Consider the following 19450-nt stretch of genomic DNA (forward strand, 5'->3'; position numbering starts at 1 on the left):
GCTTCCCTCCGTTAAGTCGATGCTTCGACCAGGGAACGATCTTGGTGTCGTCTTGTCTTCGTCGACGCTCGACGTTTTCTGTTGAGACGTTGTGGCGTTTCCGAACGGCCCTTGAGGGCACTCGTAGATGGAATTCCGATCGTTGCGGTTCCGCGGGCGAGGATGACCGGGCGCTTCGCTAGAATCAAGTCCCACCTCTCAAGTCTCATGGGCGCCTCGCAGGTGCGAACGCCGGCGTGACGCAAGTCGTGCCTGTCAACGATCTGCTATTCACTCACGCAAAAACCGGGAGGGTTGCGAATGACAGGCAAAAAGGTCGTAGTTGCCGGAGCGAGCGGTCTCGTCGGCAATGCCGCGTTGCGACACTTCGGCAAGTCGGGCGGGTGCGATGTCATTGCCCTGTCCCGGCGGAAGCCGCGCGATCTCTACGGCGCCCGTCATGTCCCGATCGACCTGACCAGCGCAGCGGATTGCGGGCGCGCCGCCTCGGAACTGAGCGGCGCCACGCATCTGATCTACGCGGCGCTCTATGAGGCGCCGCAGCTCGTCGACGGCTGGCGCGACCCGCAGCAGATCAAGACCAACGACCTGATGCTGCGCAATCTGATGGGTGCCCTCGAGCCTGTGGCACCCTGCCTCAAGCACGTCGCTCTGCTGCAGGGCACCAAGGCCTACGGCGTCCACGTTCGCCCCTTGACCGTGCCGGCCCGCGAAGGCCGCTCCGAAATGTACGAGCAGCCCAACTTCTACTGGGCGCAGGAAAACTTCTTGCGCGACCTCCAAACCGGCAAGGCTTGGCATTGGAGCATCCTGCGGCCGGTGCTGATCGTGGGCCTCGCCATGGGCGGCGCCATGGATTTGATTCCGCCGCTCGGCGTCTACGCCGCGATGCTGCGCGAGCAGGGTAGGCCGCTCGACTACCCCGGCGGCGCTCCGCGGGTGGGGCAGGCCGTCGACGTCGATCTCCTCGCCCGCGCCATTGCCTGGTCGGGCGAGGCCGAGGCCGCGCGCAACGAAGCCTTCAACGTGACCAATGGCGACGTCTTCACCTGGGAGAACATCTGGCCTGCGGTCGCCGATGCGCTAGGGATGAAGCCGGGCAAGCCGGTCCCGCTGTCGCTCGCTAGGGAGCTTCCATCCTGGGTCGGCCCCTGGGATGCGCTGCGGCACAAGCACGACCTTGTATCGCCTGCGCTGGCCGAATTCGTCGGCCTCTCGTTCCAATATGCCGATTACAGCCTGCGCTACGGCCAGACCGAATCCGGACCGCCCTCGATCGTCTCGACCGTGAAGATCAACCGCGCCGGCTTCACCGAGATGATGGACACCGAGGACATGTTCCGGAAGTGGTTCAGGCAGGCGAAGCAAGAGCGGCTGCTGCCCTGAAAGCGGTCTATCAGGACGTCCAAGTCCACTGCAAGCGGTTGCGGAGGCGGACCGAACCGTAGAGAAAATGTGTTATAAGAAATGATGGCAAACACTGCACCGGGCAACTGGGCGCTCCGCGAAGCTTCTTTGTCGCGGGTATGCAATTGGCCCTTCGGCAAAGTGGCAGCATCGCTCCACAGGTCCGCTTATTCAGGCATGGCGGACAAGATCTGCTCGGCCTGAGTTCTTCGCATTTTGAACGGACATCGCGGATATCCAAATTCTTAATATCGATGGCGCTGCTGTAGGCCAGCAACTGAATGGGATGATGTCCTCGCAGTGATTACCAGCTTCTCCTGGCCTCTCAGAGCGTCCAGAAGTTCGTCGGCCGAGAAGGGCTTGATCAGGGCAGTGAGACCTTGCGCGGAAATCAAGTTCATTGTTTGCGACCTGATGTCGCCCGTCATCACGATGGCCGGTACGTTCAAGCCAAGGGCGACACGCAGGCTCTCAATGGTCTCGATGCCATCCGATGAGCCACGAAGGTTGTAGTCGCACAGCAGTACATCCGGGCGCAGACCCTGCTCTTTGACCAGGGTCAAGGCTTCTCTCGCCGTTGCAATAACGGTGGCGTCAATCCCTCTTGCCTTCAACGATCTCTGCAGCGCCGATCGCAGGGACCCCTCGTCCTCTATCGCGAGAACGCTGCCCAGGAAGGCACCATTACAAGGGTGCGCCAGCGACGCCGCTTCCGGCACATTGACGCCGGATCGACCGAGCGGAACCTCGATAAAAAACCCTGTGCCCTTCCCTGCGATAGAACGCACCTCGACCCTGTGATCCAGTATTTCTCCAAGCCGCCTAACGATCGCAAGGCCCAGCCCAAAACCGCCCCGTTCCGCGCCTTCAGTCCCCTGGTAGTACTCATTGAATATGTGCGGAAGTTGATCTTCGGTGATACCGATGCCGCTGTCCCAGACCTCGATGCGAACCCTGTCGCCGGCTCGTCGGCATCCAAGCAAGATTCGCCCCCGGTCAGTGTATCGGACTGCATTCGATAGGAGGTTGCGGATCATCTCCGCAAGCATTCGACTGTCGCTGCGGACGATGAGCCCGGAACGTGCAACGCGCAGTCGGAGTCCTCTTTCCTGCACAGACGCGGCGAAGTCTCTAGCGAGCGGCTCGAAGATTTCTACTAGAGAAAACTCACTCAGGGATGGACGCAGTTTTCCGGATTCCAGCTTGTTCACATCAAGCAGGCTGGAGAGGATGCTGGTCATGGTATCCAGGGATTTTCCAATGTCAGCGACAAGATTGCGCGCTTCGCCTTTTGAATGGAGCGATTCAAGCGCTGCCTGCAGAAGTTTCAGAGTCTGCAATGGCTGGCGCATGTCATGGCTTGCCGCAGCAAGAAAGCTCGATTTGGCGCGATCGGCCAATTCTGCCGATTCTAAAGCGTCCTGCAATCGGGACTCCCTCTCCAGAATGGCGTGATGGTGAAGCCTCCGCTCGCTAAACAGGGCAGCAAGAACAAGAGCACCTAATGTGATCGCCAGAATGGTGGCTTGAGCCGTCAGCACACGACCTTCGACCGACAGACGTGGGTCCCCGAAAATGCCGATGGTGAAGATTGTCGTCCAGACGACCGTAGTCGAGCAGAAGAACGTAGCGATCGCGGTGAACCCTGAACTAAGGCGAGCCGCGATCCAGAGCAGAAGCGGGCACAGTGCGCTGACCGCCAGCACCGCGGTCCAGGGCTCATTGGGCAAGAATACCAGCAACGCGCATACGAGAGACACCACGCCGAGCGCAAGAACGCCCTCCGCAACTTCCCCCCGCGACGGGGAAGCGCGCGCTAACGACGCCAGCCCGATTGCGAGCGGCGTCACGGCAATCATCCCAGTTGCGGCAGATGAAAACCAGTGAAGCCAGATCACCGCCGGAGACCCAGCCGATCCGTGAAACAGCGCAAATACTGTCGTACCACCAAGGCCAGAAAGGCTCGCTGCAATACCGGTCGCGGCAAATAGCGCAAGTACGCTGCGCAGCTCATTCAACTCGAATGGAGATCCACAAAAGCGGTGAATCAGGCCGGCGATGATGACGACTTCACCGGAGTTCGTGACAGCAAACAACAACGAACTCCAGATGTTGCGATCGCCTAGGAGATTAGCCGCGATCGTTGCAGCGACCACTCCGAGCACGACAGGCAGCTGTGCCGCAGGACCAAGCGCGACTAAAATCCCCGAAGCCACTCCACCCGCTGGCCAGAATAGGGCAACACCATCGGCCTGGTCCAGTAATGCAAGGCTCAGCCGCGCGGTGAGAAAATAGGCCAGTGCCACTGCGACTGTCAAAAGAACGTCTGCGCCGCTTGCGAGCGAGGGGCGAGCCACCATCTGTTTTGCGGTAATCCCCACTGTCTTCCACCACTCGTCTGGGCCAATATCCCTGACGTGCAAAGCCTTCCGGGGCCGCCGCGACGTCACCAACTCGGCGGCTCTAGCGACTATAGGCCAGATTTCCTCTCAAGCCATCATGTTGTCGTGCATTAGTCTTCCAGTGGCCCGTTACTGACCTCCGCTCAGGAGGCCGCGACGGCCGCTTCGGCGAGGTGAGCCGACCTGCGCCTGCAAGCTATGCGACGGCTGCCTTTGACCCAAACCGGACGCCCGACCAACATCCACTCTCACTCAAGCCACCACGGCTTCTACGATGCTCGCTGCTGATTTGGTCGGCACTACCCGCGTTAGCCGGAAGCCGGCCTTGCTCAGAAGTGACGCGTATTCGGCCTCTGTTCGCTCCCGGCCTCCTAATGCAACCAGCATCACCATATCGAGCATTTTTCCCGGATGAGCGATGTCGCCGGGCGGCAGCACCATCTCGACGATCAGCAGGCGACCGGCTGGGTCCATCGCCCTACGAACATGGCCAAGGATTGTCAGACACCGATCCTCGTCCCAGTCATGGATGATGTGCGAGAGGATATAAGCATCCGCCCCGCCAGGGACGTTTGTGAAAAAGTCCCCGGGTTCAATCGTTATCCGGTCGCTGACACTCTTGGCCTCAAGCAAGCGGGAGGCATCCTTCACAACGTGCGGCCTATCGAACAGTATGCCGCGCGGTTTGGAATGCTGGGATAGCACGGTCGAAAGCATGCTGCCGGTCGCTCCGCCGACGTCCGCAATGGTATTAAAGATTGAGAAGTCGTAAGCAGCGGCGACGGCTGGAGGCTCCTCGCTGTGAAAACCAACCATCGTCTCGCTGAATAATGACGCATCCTCCGGATGCTGCGCCAGGTATTCAAAGAATGACACCCCTTGGGCCTTTTCAAAACCAGGTTTGCCGGTCTGGACGGAGTAGACCAGATGATCCCAGCCACTCTGCTGCACGGGGCCGCCGATCCATAGCAGCGTGGATTTTGCCGAGCCCGGAGCGCCGGCCTTCAATGCCTGGCCGAGTTGGGTCAAGGCGAAGCGCTGCTCCGGTTGTTCAGTCAGGACGCCCAAGCTCGCAAGGGTGCGCATTAACCGGTGCAAGGAAGGCGCATGCACCTGCATCCCACCCGCAAGCTCCGCAGCGCTTTTAGGCCCCGCCGCGAGTTGGTCGGCCAGGCTCAGCTTGGCCGCCGTGTAGACGATTCTGGAGACAATGGCGGCCTGACCCATCTGGATCAATTGGATGTGGGGCGGAACAACGTTGGCTGTCGGCGGCTCATGGTCTGGCACAAACAATCCTCCAAACTACGAAAAAACAATTGCGTAGCATACAAGGCGGCTACTTCAGGTTCTGGCCCATAGCTGACCTGAGGCAATGTTCAGCTTGAGTCCGCAAAGCCGTCGGCCAGCGGAGATCGCTCAGGCCGCACCAATGAATCTCTATTTATGAATGCGCGGCCTACTCTGCGCTTATGAACGCCGCTTCCATGGCCTTCCGCGTCCTGACCGTCTCGTTGCCTGCGTCGAAATCGACGTCGCTCCAGCGCACGATCTCGCCATGGGCGACGTCGTGCTTCAGCTTCAGCCGATGCGCCAGGCCGATCGGCAGCGCGCCGGCCTTGAGGCTCGCGGCGGCCGGCACCAGCTTGCCCCACACCGTGTAGCCGCCTTCGCCGTCCAGCATCTCGCCGGCGCGCAGATTGCGTTTGGCCACGGAGGCGACGTCGCCGCGGAAGCCATGGGGCTGCCCGGTCGGCTCGCCGCGTAGCGCGGCCGACAGCACCGAGATGTTCAGCTCGAGGCCGATCAGATGATAGGGCTTGTACATTGCCGCGTACCGTCCGCTGCCGTCGGTCTTCAGGCCGTATTGCCTGAAGCAGTCGGCGGCGTAGTCGTTCGGCGCCTCCAGCACGACGTAAACACCCCAGCGCAGATCGCGAAACACTGGCCTTCCGTCGCGCTCGAGCGAGGAGACCACTTCCACGACGCCCGACCGCTCCAGCACACCGCCTCTGCTGCGCGGCCGCATGATATGCGGGAGGTCGTCGACGCCGCAGGGTGGAAACAGCAGGCCCTCCGCAGGCACCTCCAGTCCGCAGGCGTTCGCAATCGCCGCCATCTCGATCGCCGATTTGGTGCCGTCGAGGAAGGAGTTGAACATCTGCGGATTCATCCCGGCCGATTGCGCCTCGCCCGTGGTCAACCCGTAATGCTGCCAGACGCCATCCGGCGTCACGTCGTGATAGGCCGGCAGATATTTTGTCCCCTTGCCTGCGGCAACGACGTGAAAGCCGGTGGCGCGGGCCCAATCCACCATCTCCGCCGTCAGCGCCGGCTGGTCACCATAGGCAAGCGAATAGACCACGCCGGCCTTGCGGGCTTCCTCGGCGAGCAGCGGACCCGCCAGCACGTCGGCCTCGACATTGACCATCACGATATGCTTGCCGGCCGCGATCGCCGCGCGGGCGTGCCTGATGCCGACGGCCGGATTGCCGGTCGCCTCCACCACCACGTCCATCGCGCCGCCGGCAATGGCGCGCGCGCCGTCATCCGTGAAAACAGTGGCGGCGATCCGCGCCGCGTCCCATCCGACCGTTCGGCAGGCCTCGCGCGCGCGGTCGCGATCGATGTCGACAATGATGGGCACCTCCAGCCCCGGCGTGTGCGGCACCTGCGCCAGGAACATCGAACCGAATTTGCCCGCGCCGATCAGCGCGACGCGGACGGGCTTGCTGGCGGCAGCGCGGGCCTGGAGGAGGCGGAAGAGGTTCATGTTGTTACCCGATCAAGTATCGTGTCCCGGACGCGGTGCAGCCTAGGCGATGCGTAGCATCGTCCGGTAGCGCTGCTCCGCAGAGCCGGGACCCAGAAATAGTATCCGCTTAGCCTCGGCCCCGGCTCAGCATCGCACCGCTAAGAAGCACTGCGCTGCGTCCGGGGCACGAGAGACCTGTCTTACTCCGCCGCCTGCCGCGGCGCACGGGCGAGCCGCACCAGGGCGTCGTCCTCCACCATCTTGATCGGGGCGAAGTCGCGATGCGCGATGTACTCCGGCCGCGTCGGGGTGCGGATGTAGTTCGAGACCGCGTTCAGCGTCAGGTACACGATCTTGCGCGGATAGGGCGTGATGTTGCCGCTAGAGCCATGCACGAGATTACCGTGGAACATCAGCATGCCGCCCGGCTTGCCCGTCGGGGCCACGATGCCGCCCTGCTTGACCAGCCGCGTCACGGTCTCCTCGTCCAGCGTCCACAGCGGATAGGAAGTCGTCGCAAGGTCGTGCGAGGCCTCGAGGTCGCCGGCGTTCTGGCTCTGCGGCACCAGCATCAGCGGGCCGTTGATCGGCATCACCTCGTCGAGGAAGATCGCGATGTTCATCGCGCGCGGCTCCGGCATGCCGTCGTCGCGCTTCCAGGTGCCGTAATCCTGGTGCCATTGCCAGACGTCGCCGGTGAAGGCGGATTTTGCGTTGATCTTGAACTGGTGCATGTAGACCTGCTCGCCGAACAATTGCTCGACCGGGTCGATCATGCGCGGATGCGCACCCAGAATGCCGAACGCCTCGTTGTAGAGATGCGCGGCAAAGGCGGTGCGTGGCGCGCCGCTCTTCTCGCGCCAGACTTCCGGCCGGTTCGCGTCATAGATGGCAACCGCCTCGCGCGCGAGGAGATCGACCTCCTCCTGGCTGAACAATTCGGGCAGGAACAGCCAGCCCTCGCGGTGGAAGAACTCCAATTGTTCCTGGGACAGTTTCATGGGTCATCCTCCTGTTTTGATTTTTGTTGTCGCTCGTCATGGCCGGGCTTGACCCGGCCATCCACGTCTTGGCAGTGGCGGTCGCTACGCCGCCGCCTCTTCCGTCGCCCTCAATCTCTCTTCGGTCAGCCGTCCTGCCGTCTGCGCATGTGCAAGCGCCGCGCGTTCGGCCGCCTTCGCGTCGCCTGCGAAAATGTGTCCGGCAATGTCGGCATGCTCGGCCCAGGCGCTGCCGCGATAATCGAGCTCGGACAGCACAGTCGCCATCGAGCGACGCATATGCGGCCATTGCGGTGTAATCGTCTCCTCGATCACGGGATTGCCGGCGAGCCGATAGATCGCGCGATGAAACTCGACGTCGAGCGCGATCAGCTCGGCGAGCGTGGTCTTGCCATCGATCCCGCGCCCGGCGGCGAGCGCCGCCTCCAGCCGCGCGCGTCCCGCCGCATCGCTTGCAGCGCGCTCTGCCGCGAGCCGTGCCGCCAAGGCGTCGATGGCGCTGCGTACTTCGTAGAGCTGGCGGATGCGTGCGGGATCGAGCTGGGTGACTTCAAAGCCGCGCCGGCCGCTCTCGGCGACCAGCCCCTGCCGGTGCAACAGGTGCAGCGCATGCGACACCGGCTGGCGCGACACGCCGAGCCTGTCGGCGAGCTCGTTCTGGCGGATGCGCTGGCCGGGCTGCAGCGTGCGGTCGGAGATCGCCTCCAGGATCCGCGCATAGACCTGGTCGATCAAGTTCGGAAGCGGGTCGAGAGGGATCACGCCGGTAGCTCCGAGCGCCATGACAGGGAATACGGAATTCCGTATTCGATGGTACGGCAGGAGGAGGAGGGCGTCAAGCGCGGCCAACGCGGCGTCTGACCATGTTTTTGCGCCCAGCCAAGCCATTGATATTGCTATGGTCGGCTACTGTGCATGGGGTTGTTTTCGAGGGAAAAAGAAAGAGGTGTGAGGCGCGCCTACTCCGCCAGGAACGCAACCACCGCCTCGCCGAACTCCAGCGGCGCCTGCTCGAACATCCAGTGCCCGGCCTTGGGGATCACGGCCGTCTTGGCGCCCGCGATGTGCGCGGCCAGCACGCGCCACATCACCGACAGGCTCCCCGTCGTCGCGCCGCCGCCGATCAGCAGCGTCGGGGTCGTGATCGCGTGCGCATCCGCGAGCGTGTAGGGCCTGCGCTGCTCGTTGATCTGGCCGAGGAAGGTGATCGCGTTGTCGCGCAATTGCTGCTTCGCCGCCGCCGGCACGCGCCGCCACGAACCGTCGCCTTCGATGCCTTCGTAGAAGTTCTGCAGCGCGCCTTCGATGTCGCCGGCGCGGATCATCTCGACCGAGCGCGCCGTGCGCGCGGCCAGCGGCGGATGCGCGGGCGTGCCTGCGGGCACCGGCAGGCTCGCATCGAGATCGCCGCCGGGCTCGGCCAGCACCAGATTGCGCAACAGATCGGGCCGCGACTGCGCCACGCGAAACGCGATGTGGCCGCCGCGCGAATGGCCCATCAGATCGACCGGCGCGGGTTCGACCTGCTCGATGAAGGCGATCACGTCGGCGACGTGCTGGGCCATCTTGTAGTCGTCGCCGACGGCGTCCCAATGCTCGGGAAAGAAATGCCGCAGGCTGACCGAGATCACGCGATGCGATTTCGACAGGGGGCCGAGCACTGAATACTAAGTGCGGAAATCGCCGAGCGTGCCGTGCACGCAGACCAGCGGCGGGCCTCGTCCCACTTCGAGATAGGCCATGTCGTAACCGTTGACGCGAAATGTCTGCATGATCAGCCCGCCAGAAAATCCAGCACCACTTCAGAGTATTTCTGCGGCGCCTGCTCGAACATCGGGTGCGTTGCGTTCGGGATGACGGCCGTCCTGGAATACGGCACATGCGCCGCGAGCGCATGCAGTACTTTCGGCAGCAGGCCCTTGGTGCGTGCACCGAGGATGAACAGCGTCGGCATCTTGATGGACTCCGCGTCCGCCTTCGAGAACGGCGGGCGGTTGTCGCGGACCTGGCCGATCAGCGTGAAGGCGTTGTCACGCAGATTCTGCTTCACCAGCGCCGGCAGCCGAGGCCAGGTGCCGGCGCCTTCAAGCGTGTCGACGAAGACCGCAAGGCCGCCGTCGATATCGCCGGCCGCGATCTTCTCGGCCGAGGCCGTGAACCGCGCCAGCAGCGGCGAGGGGCCGCCGGCATAATCGGGGTCGAGGCTCGCATCGAGCTCGCCGCCGGGCTCGGCCAGCACCAGCCGCCGAAGCAGCTCCGGCCGCCGCTGCGCCACGCGGAAGCAGATGTGGCCGCCGCGGGAATGGCCCATCAAATCGACCGGGCCGAGGTCGAGATTGTCGATGAAGGCGATGACGTCGTCGACATGCTGGGCGATCGAATAGGTGTCGCCGACGCCATCCCATCGCTCCGGGAAGAAATGCCGCAGGCTGACGCAGATCAGCCGGTGCCGCTGGGACAGCGGCCCGAGCACGCAGCCCCAGACACGGAAGTCGTTGAGCGAACCATGCACGCAGACCAGCGGCGGCCGGCCTCGATCTTCGCCCACGTCGAGATAGGGCATATCGTATCCGTTGACGTGGAGGCTTTGCATTCTGGGCTCGCGAAAAGGGGAGGCGGAACTCCTGTGCAAGATTCCCGGAAACCGGGTGGATCGCAACTATTTCCAAGCCTAGATTTGAGCTCAGTTCACATTGGGGCCTGCGAGGGAACGCAAGCCAGGGACCAAACTATGACCGACCAGCATTTTGCCCTGTTCGATAGCAAGATCGGCCTGTGCGCCATTGCCTGGGGTCCGCGCGGCATCAACGGCACGCAACTGCCGATGGGCGGTGAGCAGAAGATCCGCACCCGCATCAGCCAGCGCCATGCCGCCGCCAGCGAAGCGGCCCCGACCGCCGAAGTGCAGCAGGCGATCGACCGCATCACAAAGCTGCTCGCGGGCGAGCCGGATGACCTCACCGACATCCCGCTCGATCTCGACGGCGTGCCCGATTTCAACCGCGGCGTCTACGAGATCGCCCGCACTATTCCGCCGGGCAAGACCGTCACCTATGGCGACATCGCCAAGCAACTCGGCGGTGTCGACCTGTCGCGCGACGTCGGCCAGGCGCTCGGCCGCAATCCGTGCCCGATCGTCGTGCCCTGCCATCGCGTGCTGGCGGCCGGCAACAAGCCCGGCGGCTTCTCCGCGAATGGCGGCGTGGTGACGAAGCTGAAGATGCTGGAGATCGAAGGCGCGCTGGTGAACCACACGCCGAGCTTATTCGATTGAGGCGATGCGGCGGCTAGATTTTCGCTGCCGCCTTCGGCCAATATTTGTCGCGCAGATGCCGCTTCACCAGCTTGCCGGTCGGCGTGCGCGGCAGCTCGGCCTCGAAATCGATCGAGCGCGGGCATTTGATGGTCGAGAGGCGGCTCTTGCAGTAGGCGATCAGGTCGGCCTCCAGCTCCCTGCCGGCGCGCTTGGGATCGTGCGGCTGCACCACCGCCTTGACCTCTTCGCCCATCTCCTCGTTGGGCACGCCGAACACGGCGACGTCGGCGACTTCAGGATGGGTGATGAGCACGTCCTCGGTCTCCTGCGGGTAGATGTTCACGCCGCCCGAGATGATCATGTAGGACTTGCGGTCGGTGAGAAAGAGAAAGCCGTCACTGTCGAGATATCCGACGTCGCCGAGCGTCGACCAGCCTTTTGCGTTGTAGGCCTTCTTCGTCTTCTCGGGATCGTTGTGATAGGTGAAAACCGGCGCATCGGCGAAATAGACGATGCCGATCTCGCCCGTCGGCTGCTCCTCGTCGTTCTCGTCCAGAATCTTGATCTTGCCGACCACGGCGCGTCCGACGCTGCCGCGGTGCTCCAGCCATTCTTTCGAGTTGCAGACGGTGACGCCGTTGCCTTCGGAGCCCGCGTAATACTCGATCAGGATCGGCCCCCACCATTCGATCATCTTTGCCTTGACCTCGACGGGGCAGGGCGCCGCGGCGTGGATCGCGCCCTTGAGCGTCGAGACGTCGTAGCGGCTGCTGACCTCATCCGGCAGCTTCAGCATGCGCACGAACATGGTCGGCACGAGCTGTGACTGCGTCACCTTGTACTTTTCGACCAGCCTCAGAAAATCTTCAGCGTCAAAGTGCTCCATGATGATGGAGGTGCCGCCGAGCACGACCGCCATCATGTTGAAGCGCAAGGGAGCCGCGTGATAGAGCGGCGCCGGTGAAAGATAGATAGTCTCGGCGTTCATGCCGCACATGCTGGCGCAGAGCACGCGCAGAAACGCGTTCGGCTCGTCGATCGGCTTGCCCTCGAACGCCTTCTTGATGCCCTTCGGCCGGCCGGTTGTGCCCGACGAATACAGCATGTCATAGCCGGCGACCTCGTCGGCGATCGGCGTTGTCGGCTGCGCGGCGGCTTCTTTGTCGTAGGAGCGGAAGCCGGCTTGCGGCTCGTCCATCATGTAGAAGACCGGCTCGCCGGGTGCGCCCTTGATCAGGGCCTTGATCTGGTCGGCGCATTTCGGTGTCGTGATCACGACCTTGGCGCCGCAGTCGGCGATGATGTAGTCGATCTCGTCCTGCTTCAAATAGCGGCTGATCGCGGTGTAATAGAGCCCGCTGCGTTGCGCAGCCCAGCAGATCTCCATGAAGGCGAGGCGGTTTTCCATCAGCAGCGCGATGTGATCGCCGGCCTTCAGTCCGAGCGAGCGGAACAGGTGCGCGCCCTGGTTCGAGAGCTCGTCGAGCTCGCGATAGGTGATCGCCTTGCCGGTCCCGGCCATCTGATAGGCGATCTTGTCGGGTGTGGCGCGGGCGTGGATGGAGGGGTGAGTCATCGCCGAGATCTCGCAACGTAAACGGTGTCATCCCGGCCTAGTGCGCAATTGCGCACGGGGGGCCGGGATCGATAGCCACCGATCCAAATTGTTGAACGCGATGTCGCCCCTGCGCAGCTTAACCACAGGCTCGTGTGGTTATGGGTCCCGGCCTTCGCCGGGACGACACCATTAGCGACACAGCAGCTTACAGCCGCTCCACGATCGTCACGTTGGCCATGCCACCACCTTCGCACATGGTCTGGAGGCCGTAGCGCTTGCCGCGCTGATGCAGGGCATGCACCAGCGTCGTCATCAGCTTGGTGCCGGAGCCGCCGAGCGGATGGCCGAGCGCGATGGCGCCGCCATTGACGTTGAGACGCTCCGGATCGGCGCCGGTGGTCTTCAGCCACCCCGTCGGCACCGAGGCAAAGGCCTCGTTGACTTCGAACAGGTCGATGTCGTCGATCGTCATGCCTGCCTTCTCCAGTGCGCGCTTGGTGGCGTGCAGCGGTGCATCGAGCATGATCACGGGGTCGCCCCCCATCATGGTCATGTGGTGGACGCGCGCCAGCGGCTTCACGCCAAGCTGCTTGAGGCCACGCTCGTTCACCACCATCACGCCGGAGGCGCCGTCGCAGATCTGGCTGGCGCTGGCCGCGGAGAGCTTGCCGTTCTCGGCGATCAGCTTGACGCCCTTGATGCCGTCGAGCGTGGCGTCGAAGCGGATACCCTCGTCGATGTGGTGGGTGTCCTTGGAGCCGTCGGCGCGGGTGATCTCGAGCGGCACGATCTCCTTTTTGAAGTGGCCGGCCTGCGTCGCCGCGATCGCGCGCTGATGGCTGTTGTAGGAGTACTCGTCGAGCTCGTCCTTGGAGAGGCCGTACTTCTCGGCCATCATCTCGGCGCCGGTGAACTGGCTGAACACGATGTTCGGATAACGCTGCTCGATACCCGGGCTCTTGTAATTGCCAAAGCCGTTCTTGGCGGGAAGCTGCGACGACAGGCCCATCGGCACGCGCGTCATCGATTCCACGCCGGCGGCGATCACCACGTCCATCGCGCCGGACATCACGGCCTGGGCTGCGAAGTGCAGCGCCTGCTGCGAGGAGCCGCATTGGCGGTCAATCGAGGTGCCCGGCACGCTCTCAGGCAGCTTCGAGGCCATGATGGCGTTGCGCGCGACGTTGTTGGACTGCTCGCCGACCTGCATGACGCAACCCATGATCACATCCTCGACCAGCGCGGGATCGACTTTGGTGCGATCGACCAGCTCGTTCAGGACCTTCGCGGCGAGATCTGCCGGATGCCATCCGGCGAGGCGACCCCCCTTGCGCCCACCGGCGGTACGCGCAGCGGCGACGATGTAAGCCTCGGCCATGTCGGTTTCTCCCTGGATTATTTTGAACGGTTGGTTGTCGGGGCGGATTTAAGGGGTGAGTGGTTGGTTAGTCAATTGATCAATTAACTCTTGTGGGGAGGCGCTGCTTGGGCTTATCTGCGGCCGCTCTCGCGCCAAAATCAGGGATCTCCGTGACTACCAGCGTACCGAACAGGCTCCCCAGCGGAAAGAATTCCACGGCAGAGAAATTGCTCGTGGCCGCGAGCGAGCTGATGATCGAACGCTCCTCGATCGAGATTTCGCTGAGCGACATCGCCCAGAAGTCTGGCGCCAACGCCGCGCTGGTCAAATATCACTTCGGCAACAAGGACGGCCTGCTGTTGGCGCTGCTCGAGCGCGACGCGGGAACGGAACTGTCCAATCTCGAATATCTGCTGGCGCAGCCGATCACGCCGACCGCCAAGTTGAAGCTGCATATCGGCGGGATCATCCGCGCTTATCACCGGTTTCCGTATATGAACCGGCTGATCCACTATCTGCTGCACGAGAGCGTCGCGGGCTCCGCAGACGAAGTCTCGAAATTCTTCGTCGCACCGCTGCTGGACTTTCACCGCCGCCTGCTCGCCGAAGGCGTCAGTCAGGGCGAATTCCGCGCCACCGATCCGGTGCTGTTCTACACCAGCCTGATCGGCGCCTGCGATCATCTGTTCTTCGGCCGGCACGCGATGTCACGCGCGACCGGCGTCGGCCCGGTCACCGACGACGTCTGCCGGCAATACATCAAGCACATGGAAACGCTGATCTGCGGCGGCATTCTCACGAATATCGAGGAAGCTGCCGCGGCCGGATGATCCGGCCAGAACGCAGAAGTCTAGAGAAGAAACGCCCAAGGAAAGGTACAAGCGATGCAGTTGAAAGACGTAGCCGTTCTCATCACCGGCGGCGGGTCGGGCCTTGGCGCCGCGACCGCCCGCGCCATGGCCGCCAAGGGCGCCAGGATCGGCGTGATCGACCAGAGCAAGGAAAACGCCGAGAAGGTTGCCGCCGAAGTGAAGGGCATCGCGCTTCACGCCGACGTCACCAACGAGGAGCAGATCAAGGCGGCGATCGCCAAGGCGGAGGCCGCGCACGGCGTCGCGCGCGTGCTAATGAACTGCGCCGGCATCGGCGGCTCGCAGCGCATCGTCGGCCGCGACGGCGTCTACCCGCTGGAAAAGTTCGCGCGCATCATCAACGTCAATTTGATCGGCACCTTCAACTGCCTGCGTCTGTTCGCCGAGCGCCTCGTCACGATCGAGCCGGTCGGTGAAGAGCGCGGCGTCATTGTCAACACCGCTTCGGTGGCGGCTTACGAAGGCCAGATCGGGCAGATCGCTTATGCGGCGTCGAAGGGTGGCGTCGTCGGTCTCACGCTGCCTGCCGCGCGCGACCTCGCGAGCCAGAAGATCCGCGTCAACACCATCGCCCCCGGCCTGTTCCTGACGCCGCTGCTGATGGGCTTGAACGAAGAGGCCCGCAAGAGCTTAGGGGCCCAGGTGCCGCATCCCGCGCGTCTCGGCGACGCCAACGAATACGGCTCGCTGGCCGTGCACATCGTCGAGAACCCGATGCTCAATGGCGAGACCATTCGCCTCGACGGCGCGATCCGCATGGCGCCGCGGTAGGACGCTTTTTCCTTCTCCCCTTGTGGGAGAAGGTGGCGCGCGTAGCGCGCGGGATGAGGGGTCTCTATCCGCGGAGACAGACCCCTCACCCAAGCGAATTCCGGGTTCGCAGCGTACATGCCCTCTCCCACAAGGGGAGAGGGCGCAGCAATCGGCACCGCGAACGGCGGCAAGCACGAGGCGCCTCATGTCCCAACCGCTGCTGATCGAGCACAACGACGGCGTCGATACCGTGACGCTCAATCGTCCCGAACACCTCAACGCGCTCGATCCAGCGCTGATCGACGCGCTCAACGTCTATTTCCAGGGCCTCCAGCGCAACCGCGACACGCGCGTCGTGGTGCTGAAGGGCGCCGGCAAGAATTTCTGTGCGGGCCTCGATCTCAAGGCTGCGATGGCGCGCCGTGCCGGGCAGCAGGAGCCGCCTGACGTCACCGAGTCGCTGGATTCGCAGCGGCGCATCGCCGACATCGTGATGCTGATGCGGCGCTGTCCGCAGCCGATCCTCGCGCTGGTACAGGGCGCGGCGGCCGGCGGCGGCTTTGCACTTGCGCTCGCCTCCGACATCCGCATCGCGACGAGATCGGCGCGGATGAACTGCGCCTTCATAAAGCTCGGCCTTGGGGGCTGCGACATCGGCACCAGCTATTTCCTGCCACGCCTGGTCGGTGTCTCCGTGGCCTCGGAGCTGATCCTCACAGGACGCTTTATCGGCGCCGAACGCGCACTCGCGGTCGGGCTGGTCTCCGAGGTCGTCGACGAGGACAAGCTCGATGAGGTCGCCGAACCCTATGTCGACGCGATGATCACGGCCTCGCCGGTGGGTCTGCGCCTGTCCAAGGAATGTCTCAACATGAGCGTCGATGCCGGATCGCTGGAAGCCGTGATCGCGATGGAGGATCGCAACCAGGTCCTGTGCAGCCGCTCCGAGGAATTTTCGGAAGGCATCAGGGCCTTCCTTGAGAAGCGAAAGCCTGTCTATATCAGGCGCTGACAATGAAGATCCGCAAAGGACGAGAAATTCCGGGAGACGCAAAATGAGTGGAAGCGCGGCCGCGGTGATGACGAAGCCCGCCTTTCGCAAGGTCGAGTGGCTTGCGCGCGACATCGACGTCGAGCGCCGCGACGACGGCACGGTGGTGCTGAAGTCGCGGATCCCGCTGCAGACCTACGAGAAGCATATCCCGGCTTCGCTGGCAAAATGGGCGAAGGAAGCGCCGGAGCGGATCTGGCTTGCCCAGCGCGGCGGCCCCAGCCGCGAATGGCGCAAATTGTCCTATGGCGAAGCCAAACGCTCCGTGGATGCGCTGACGCAAGGCCTGCTCAATCTCGCGCTTGACGGCCGACCGGTCACGATCCTCTCCGGCAATTCGATCGAGCACGCGCTGATGACGCAGGCCGCGATGCAGGCTCGCGTCCCGGCCGCGCCGGTCTCGCCGGCCTACTCCTTGATGAGCCATGATCACATCAAGCTGAAATACCTGTTCGACCTGATCAAGCCCGGCGTGGTGATGGTGCAGGACGGCCCGACCTTCGAGAAGGCGCTGAAAGCGCTCGATCTCACCGGCGTCACCGTCGTTCACGTCTTGCGGCCCTGCGAGGGTATCGAGAGCGTCGGCTTTGCCGAGCTCGCGGCGACGGCCGTGACTGCCGATGTCGAAGCGTCGATCGCGAAGATCAAGCCTGAGACGGTCGGCAAACTGCTGTTCACGTCAGGCTCGACCGGCATGCCCAAGGCCGTCATCAACACGCAAGCGATGATGTGCGCCAATGCGGCGATGATGATGCAGGTGCGGCCGCGCGATCCCAGCGGTCCGATCTCGACCATGCTGGATTGGATGCCCTGGAACCACACCATGGGCGGCAACGCGGCGTTCCACCCGATCCTGGTCGATGGCGGCACACTCTATATCGATGACGGCCGGCCGATGCCGGGCCAATTCGATGAGACGTTGCGCAATCTGCGCGAGATCTCGCCGACCTACTACGCCAACGTGCCCGCCGGCTATGCCGCGCTCGCCGCCGCCATGGAGAAGGACGACGCGCTGTGCCGTTCCTTCTTCAAGAACCTCTCGATCATGGCCTATGGCGGCGCGCGGCTGCCGGATGATCTCTACGACCGCATGCAGGCTCTCGCCGTGAAGACCACCGGCGAGCGCATCGTGTTCTACACCGGCTGGGGCTCGACCGAGACCGCGCCGACCTCGACCGGCACCTATTGGGACACCGAGCGCGTCGGCCTCATCGGCCTGCCGTTCCCCGGCGTCGAGTTGAAGATGGTGCCGTGCGGCGCGAAATACGAGCTGCGTCTGCGCGGCGTCAACGTCACGCCGGGCTATTTCGGCCAGCCTGATCTGACGAAGAAGATGTTCGACGAGGAAGGTTTTTATTGCATCGGTGACGCCGGAATCTTCGTCGACGACACCGATCCGGTGAAAGGCATCATCTTTGCCGGGCGCGTGGTGGAAGATTTCAAGCTGACCACCGGCACCTTCGTCCATGTCGGCTCGCTGCGCACCGATGCGATCGCGGCCGCGACGCCCGTCGTGCATGATGCGCTGGTCGCGGGGCAGGATCGCGCCTTCATCGGCCTGCTGGCCTGGCCGAACCTGCATGCCTGCCGCCAACTTGTCGGCAAGGCAGATCTCAGCTTCGAGGATGCAGTGAAGCATCCCGAGGTAATCGCCTGCTTCAGGCGCGGGCTGGAGGCTCACAACAAGGAGTGCGAAGGCGCCAGCAGCCGCATCATCGCGCGTGCCATGCTGATGGCCGAGCCGCCCTCGATCGACGGCAACGAGCTCACCGACAAGGGCTACATCAACCAGCGCGCCGGCCTGGAGCGCCGTGCCGCGCTGGTCGAGCGGCTCTATGCGGACAAGCCTGACCAGGACGTTATCATTCTCAAGTAATCGACATCATCAACACGGATACGCGCCATGAACTTCGATTTCTCCGACGACCAGAAGCAGCTCCGCGATCAGGCGCGCAAATTCCTCACCGAGAAGTGCCCACCCAAGGCGGTGCGCGCAGTCCTCGACGGCAAGGCGCCCTACGACAAGGAGCTCTGGAAGGGCCTTGCCGAGATGGGTTTTCTTGGTGTCGCTATTCCCGAGGATTTTGGTGGCGCCGGCGCCGGTCATCTCGAGCTTTGCGTGATCGCTGAAGAGATGGGCCGGGCGAACGCGCCGGTGCCGTTTTCCTCCACGGTCTATCTCGCTGCCGAAGCGCTGCTGATTGCAGGCAGTGACGCGCAGAAGAAGAAATGGTTGCCGGCGATTGCCTCGGGCGAGGCGATCGGCACGCTGGCGCTGTTCGAGGGCAAGGGCAACCCTTCGCCGAAGAACGTCAAGCTCACGGCTGCGAATGGCGTGCTCAACGGTGTCAAGAAGCCGGTCGCCGATGGCGCGATCGCCGACTTTGCGGTGGTCGCGGCACGTACGGGATCGAGTGGACGTGACGGCGACATCTCCTTGTTCATTGTCGATCTCAAGGCCGGCGGCGTCGAGGTGAAAAGCCTGACCAATCTCGATCCGACCCGCGGGCAGGCCGAGATCACTTTCAGGGATTGCAAGGCCGAGCCGCTGGGCGCGGCCGGCGAAGGCTGGAGCATCTTGACTCAAGTGCTCGACCGCGCCGCGGTGCTCTGCGCGTTCGAGCAGGTCGGCGGCTCCGACCGTGCGCTGGAGATGGGCCGCGACTACGCGCTCGACCGCATCGCCTTCGGCCGACAGATCGGTTCGTTCCAGGCCGTCAAGCACATGCTGGCGGACATGTATGTGTCGGCGACGCTGGCGCGCTCCAATAGCTATTACGGCGCCTGGGCGCTCTCGACCAACGCCGCGGAGCTGCCGGAAGCCGCTGCCGCGGCCCGCATCAGCGCGACGCAGGCGTTCCAGCACTGCGCCAAGAACAACATCCATGTCCACGGCGGCATGGGATTCACCTGGGAGTTCGACTGTCACATGTACTACCGCCGCGCCAACGCCATGGCGCTCGGGCTCGGCAGCCTGTCCTATTGGGAAGACCAGTTGATCGACCGCATACGCAAGAAGAACGCGGCGTAGGCAAAGG

At 63.5% G+C, this 19450-nt stretch carries 15 protein-coding genes and 1 pseudogene; 7 read left to right on the forward strand and 9 right to left on the reverse strand.

Features of this window, described 5'->3' with window-relative positions; translation table 11 throughout:
- The first annotated feature begins 300 nt into the window (after positions 1–300).
- Entirely contained in the window at positions 301–1386 is a 1086-nt protein-coding gene (locus ABIC03_RS22660) for an NAD-dependent epimerase/dehydratase family protein (RefSeq protein ID WP_354061190.1), read from the forward strand.
- 266 nt (positions 1387–1652) lie between these two features.
- Here the strand turns inward: ABIC03_RS22660 and ABIC03_RS22665 are convergent, their stop codons facing one another.
- From ABIC03_RS22665 to ABIC03_RS22695, 7 genes and pseudogenes are all read right to left on the reverse strand, one after another.
- Positions 1653–3788 (reverse strand): sensor histidine kinase, encoded by a 2136-nt coding sequence (locus tag ABIC03_RS22665; protein ID WP_354061192.1) that lies wholly within the window; start codon positions 3786–3788, stop codon positions 1653–1655.
- 273 nt (positions 3789–4061) lie between these two features.
- Positions 4062–5096, reverse strand: a complete 1035-nt coding sequence (locus tag ABIC03_RS22670; RefSeq protein WP_354061194.1) for a methyltransferase — start codon at positions 5094–5096, stop codon at positions 4062–4064.
- A gap of 169 nt (positions 5097–5265) precedes the next feature.
- Positions 5266–6579: an NAD(P)H-dependent oxidoreductase gene (locus tag ABIC03_RS22675; RefSeq protein ID WP_354061196.1), complete on the reverse strand. Its 1314-nt coding sequence runs from the start codon at positions 6577–6579 to the stop codon at positions 5266–5268.
- Between the two features lie 182 nt (positions 6580–6761).
- Positions 6762–7562, reverse strand: a complete 801-nt coding sequence (locus ABIC03_RS22680; protein WP_354061198.1) for a phytanoyl-CoA dioxygenase family protein — start codon at positions 7560–7562, stop codon at positions 6762–6764.
- 84 nt (positions 7563–7646) lie between these two features.
- Positions 7647–8324, reverse strand: a complete 678-nt coding sequence (locus tag ABIC03_RS22685; protein ID WP_354061200.1) for a GntR family transcriptional regulator — start codon at positions 8322–8324, stop codon at positions 7647–7649.
- 197 nt (positions 8325–8521) lie between these two features.
- A pseudogene (locus ABIC03_RS22690) lies at positions 8522–9334 on the reverse strand (alpha/beta fold hydrolase).
- Positions 9335–9336: 2 nt separating this feature from the next.
- Positions 9337–10155, reverse strand: coding sequence for an alpha/beta fold hydrolase (locus tag ABIC03_RS22695; protein WP_354061202.1), 819 nt, complete (start codon positions 10153–10155; stop codon positions 9337–9339).
- A 138-nt stretch (positions 10156–10293) separates the two neighbouring features.
- On the opposite strand from ABIC03_RS22695, the gene ABIC03_RS22700 reads away from it, so the two are divergent.
- On the forward strand, positions 10294–10836 hold the full coding sequence (locus ABIC03_RS22700) for a methylated-DNA--[protein]-cysteine S-methyltransferase (RefSeq protein ID WP_354061204.1): 543 nt from the start codon (positions 10294–10296) through the stop codon (positions 10834–10836).
- Between the two features lie 13 nt (positions 10837–10849).
- Here the strand turns inward: ABIC03_RS22700 and ABIC03_RS22705 are convergent, their stop codons facing one another.
- Both ABIC03_RS22705 and ABIC03_RS22710 read right to left on the reverse strand, forming a co-directional pair.
- Entirely contained in the window at positions 10850–12394 is a 1545-nt protein-coding gene (locus ABIC03_RS22705) for an acyl-CoA synthetase (RefSeq protein ID WP_354061206.1), read from the reverse strand.
- Between the two features lie 187 nt (positions 12395–12581).
- Positions 12582–13754: an acetyl-CoA C-acetyltransferase gene (locus ABIC03_RS22710; RefSeq protein ID WP_354061208.1), complete on the reverse strand. Its 1173-nt coding sequence runs from the start codon at positions 13752–13754 to the stop codon at positions 12582–12584.
- A 209-nt stretch (positions 13755–13963) separates the two neighbouring features.
- Between ABIC03_RS22710 and ABIC03_RS22715 the strand changes: the two genes are divergently transcribed.
- The 5 genes from ABIC03_RS22715 (at position 13964) to ABIC03_RS22735 (ending at position 19443) form a co-directional block, all read left to right on the forward strand.
- Complete coding sequence (locus ABIC03_RS22715; RefSeq protein WP_018453285.1) at positions 13964–14566, forward strand: TetR family transcriptional regulator; 603 nt, start codon at positions 13964–13966, stop codon at positions 14564–14566.
- A 54-nt stretch (positions 14567–14620) separates the two neighbouring features.
- Positions 14621–15379, forward strand: coding sequence for an SDR family NAD(P)-dependent oxidoreductase (locus ABIC03_RS22720; RefSeq protein ID WP_354061210.1), 759 nt, complete (start codon positions 14621–14623; stop codon positions 15377–15379).
- Positions 15380–15566: 187 nt separating this feature from the next.
- Positions 15567–16373 carry an enoyl-CoA hydratase/isomerase family protein gene (locus ABIC03_RS22725; RefSeq protein ID WP_354061212.1) on the forward strand — a complete coding sequence of 269 codons (807 nt, stop codon included), beginning with the start codon at positions 15567–15569 and terminating at the stop codon, positions 16371–16373.
- Between the two features lie 43 nt (positions 16374–16416).
- Positions 16417–18288 (forward strand): AMP-binding protein, encoded by a 1872-nt coding sequence (locus ABIC03_RS22730; RefSeq protein ID WP_354061214.1) that lies wholly within the window; start codon positions 16417–16419, stop codon positions 18286–18288.
- A 27-nt stretch (positions 18289–18315) separates the two neighbouring features.
- On the forward strand, positions 18316–19443 hold the full coding sequence (locus ABIC03_RS22735; RefSeq protein WP_354061216.1) for an acyl-CoA dehydrogenase family protein: 1128 nt from the start codon (positions 18316–18318) through the stop codon (positions 19441–19443).
- The last annotated feature ends 7 nt before the right edge of the window (positions 19444–19450 follow it).

The sequence above is a fragment of the Bradyrhizobium sp. RT6a genome (assembly GCF_040547675.1).
Lineage (GTDB): Bacteria > Pseudomonadota > Alphaproteobacteria > Rhizobiales > Xanthobacteraceae > Bradyrhizobium.

Bases quoted from the DNA above. Each gene is read 5' to 3' on its own strand.
- ABIC03_RS22735 (WP_354061216.1), top strand. From the start codon at position 18,316: ATGAACTTCGATTTCTCCGACGACCAGAAGCAGCTCCGCGATCAGGCG.
- ABIC03_RS22730 (WP_354061214.1), top strand. From the start codon at position 16,417: ATGAGTGGAAGCGCGGCCGCGGTGATGACGAAGCCCGCCTTTCGCAAG.
- ABIC03_RS22725 (WP_354061212.1), top strand. From the start codon at position 15,567: ATGTCCCAACCGCTGCTGATCGAGCACAACGACGGCGTCGATACCGTG.
- ABIC03_RS22710 (WP_354061208.1), bottom strand. From the start codon at position 13,754: ATGGCCGAGGCTTACATCGTCGCCGCTGCGCGTACCGCCGGTGGGCGC.
- ABIC03_RS22700 (WP_354061204.1), top strand. From the start codon at position 10,294: ATGACCGACCAGCATTTTGCCCTGTTCGATAGCAAGATCGGCCTGTGC.
- ABIC03_RS22705 (WP_354061206.1), bottom strand. From the start codon at position 12,394: ATGACTCACCCCTCCATCCACGCCCGCGCCACACCCGACAAGATCGCC.
- ABIC03_RS22680 (WP_354061198.1), bottom strand. From the start codon at position 7,562: ATGAAACTGTCCCAGGAACAATTGGAGTTCTTCCACCGCGAGGGCTGG.
- ABIC03_RS22720 (WP_354061210.1), top strand. From the start codon at position 14,621: ATGCAGTTGAAAGACGTAGCCGTTCTCATCACCGGCGGCGGGTCGGGC.
- ABIC03_RS22660 (WP_354061190.1), top strand. From the start codon at position 301: ATGACAGGCAAAAAGGTCGTAGTTGCCGGAGCGAGCGGTCTCGTCGGC.
- ABIC03_RS22695 (WP_354061202.1), bottom strand. From the start codon at position 10,155: ATGCAAAGCCTCCACGTCAACGGATACGATATGCCCTATCTCGACGTG.
- ABIC03_RS22675 (WP_354061196.1), bottom strand. From the start codon at position 6,579: ATGAACCTCTTCCGCCTCCTCCAGGCCCGCGCTGCCGCCAGCAAGCCC.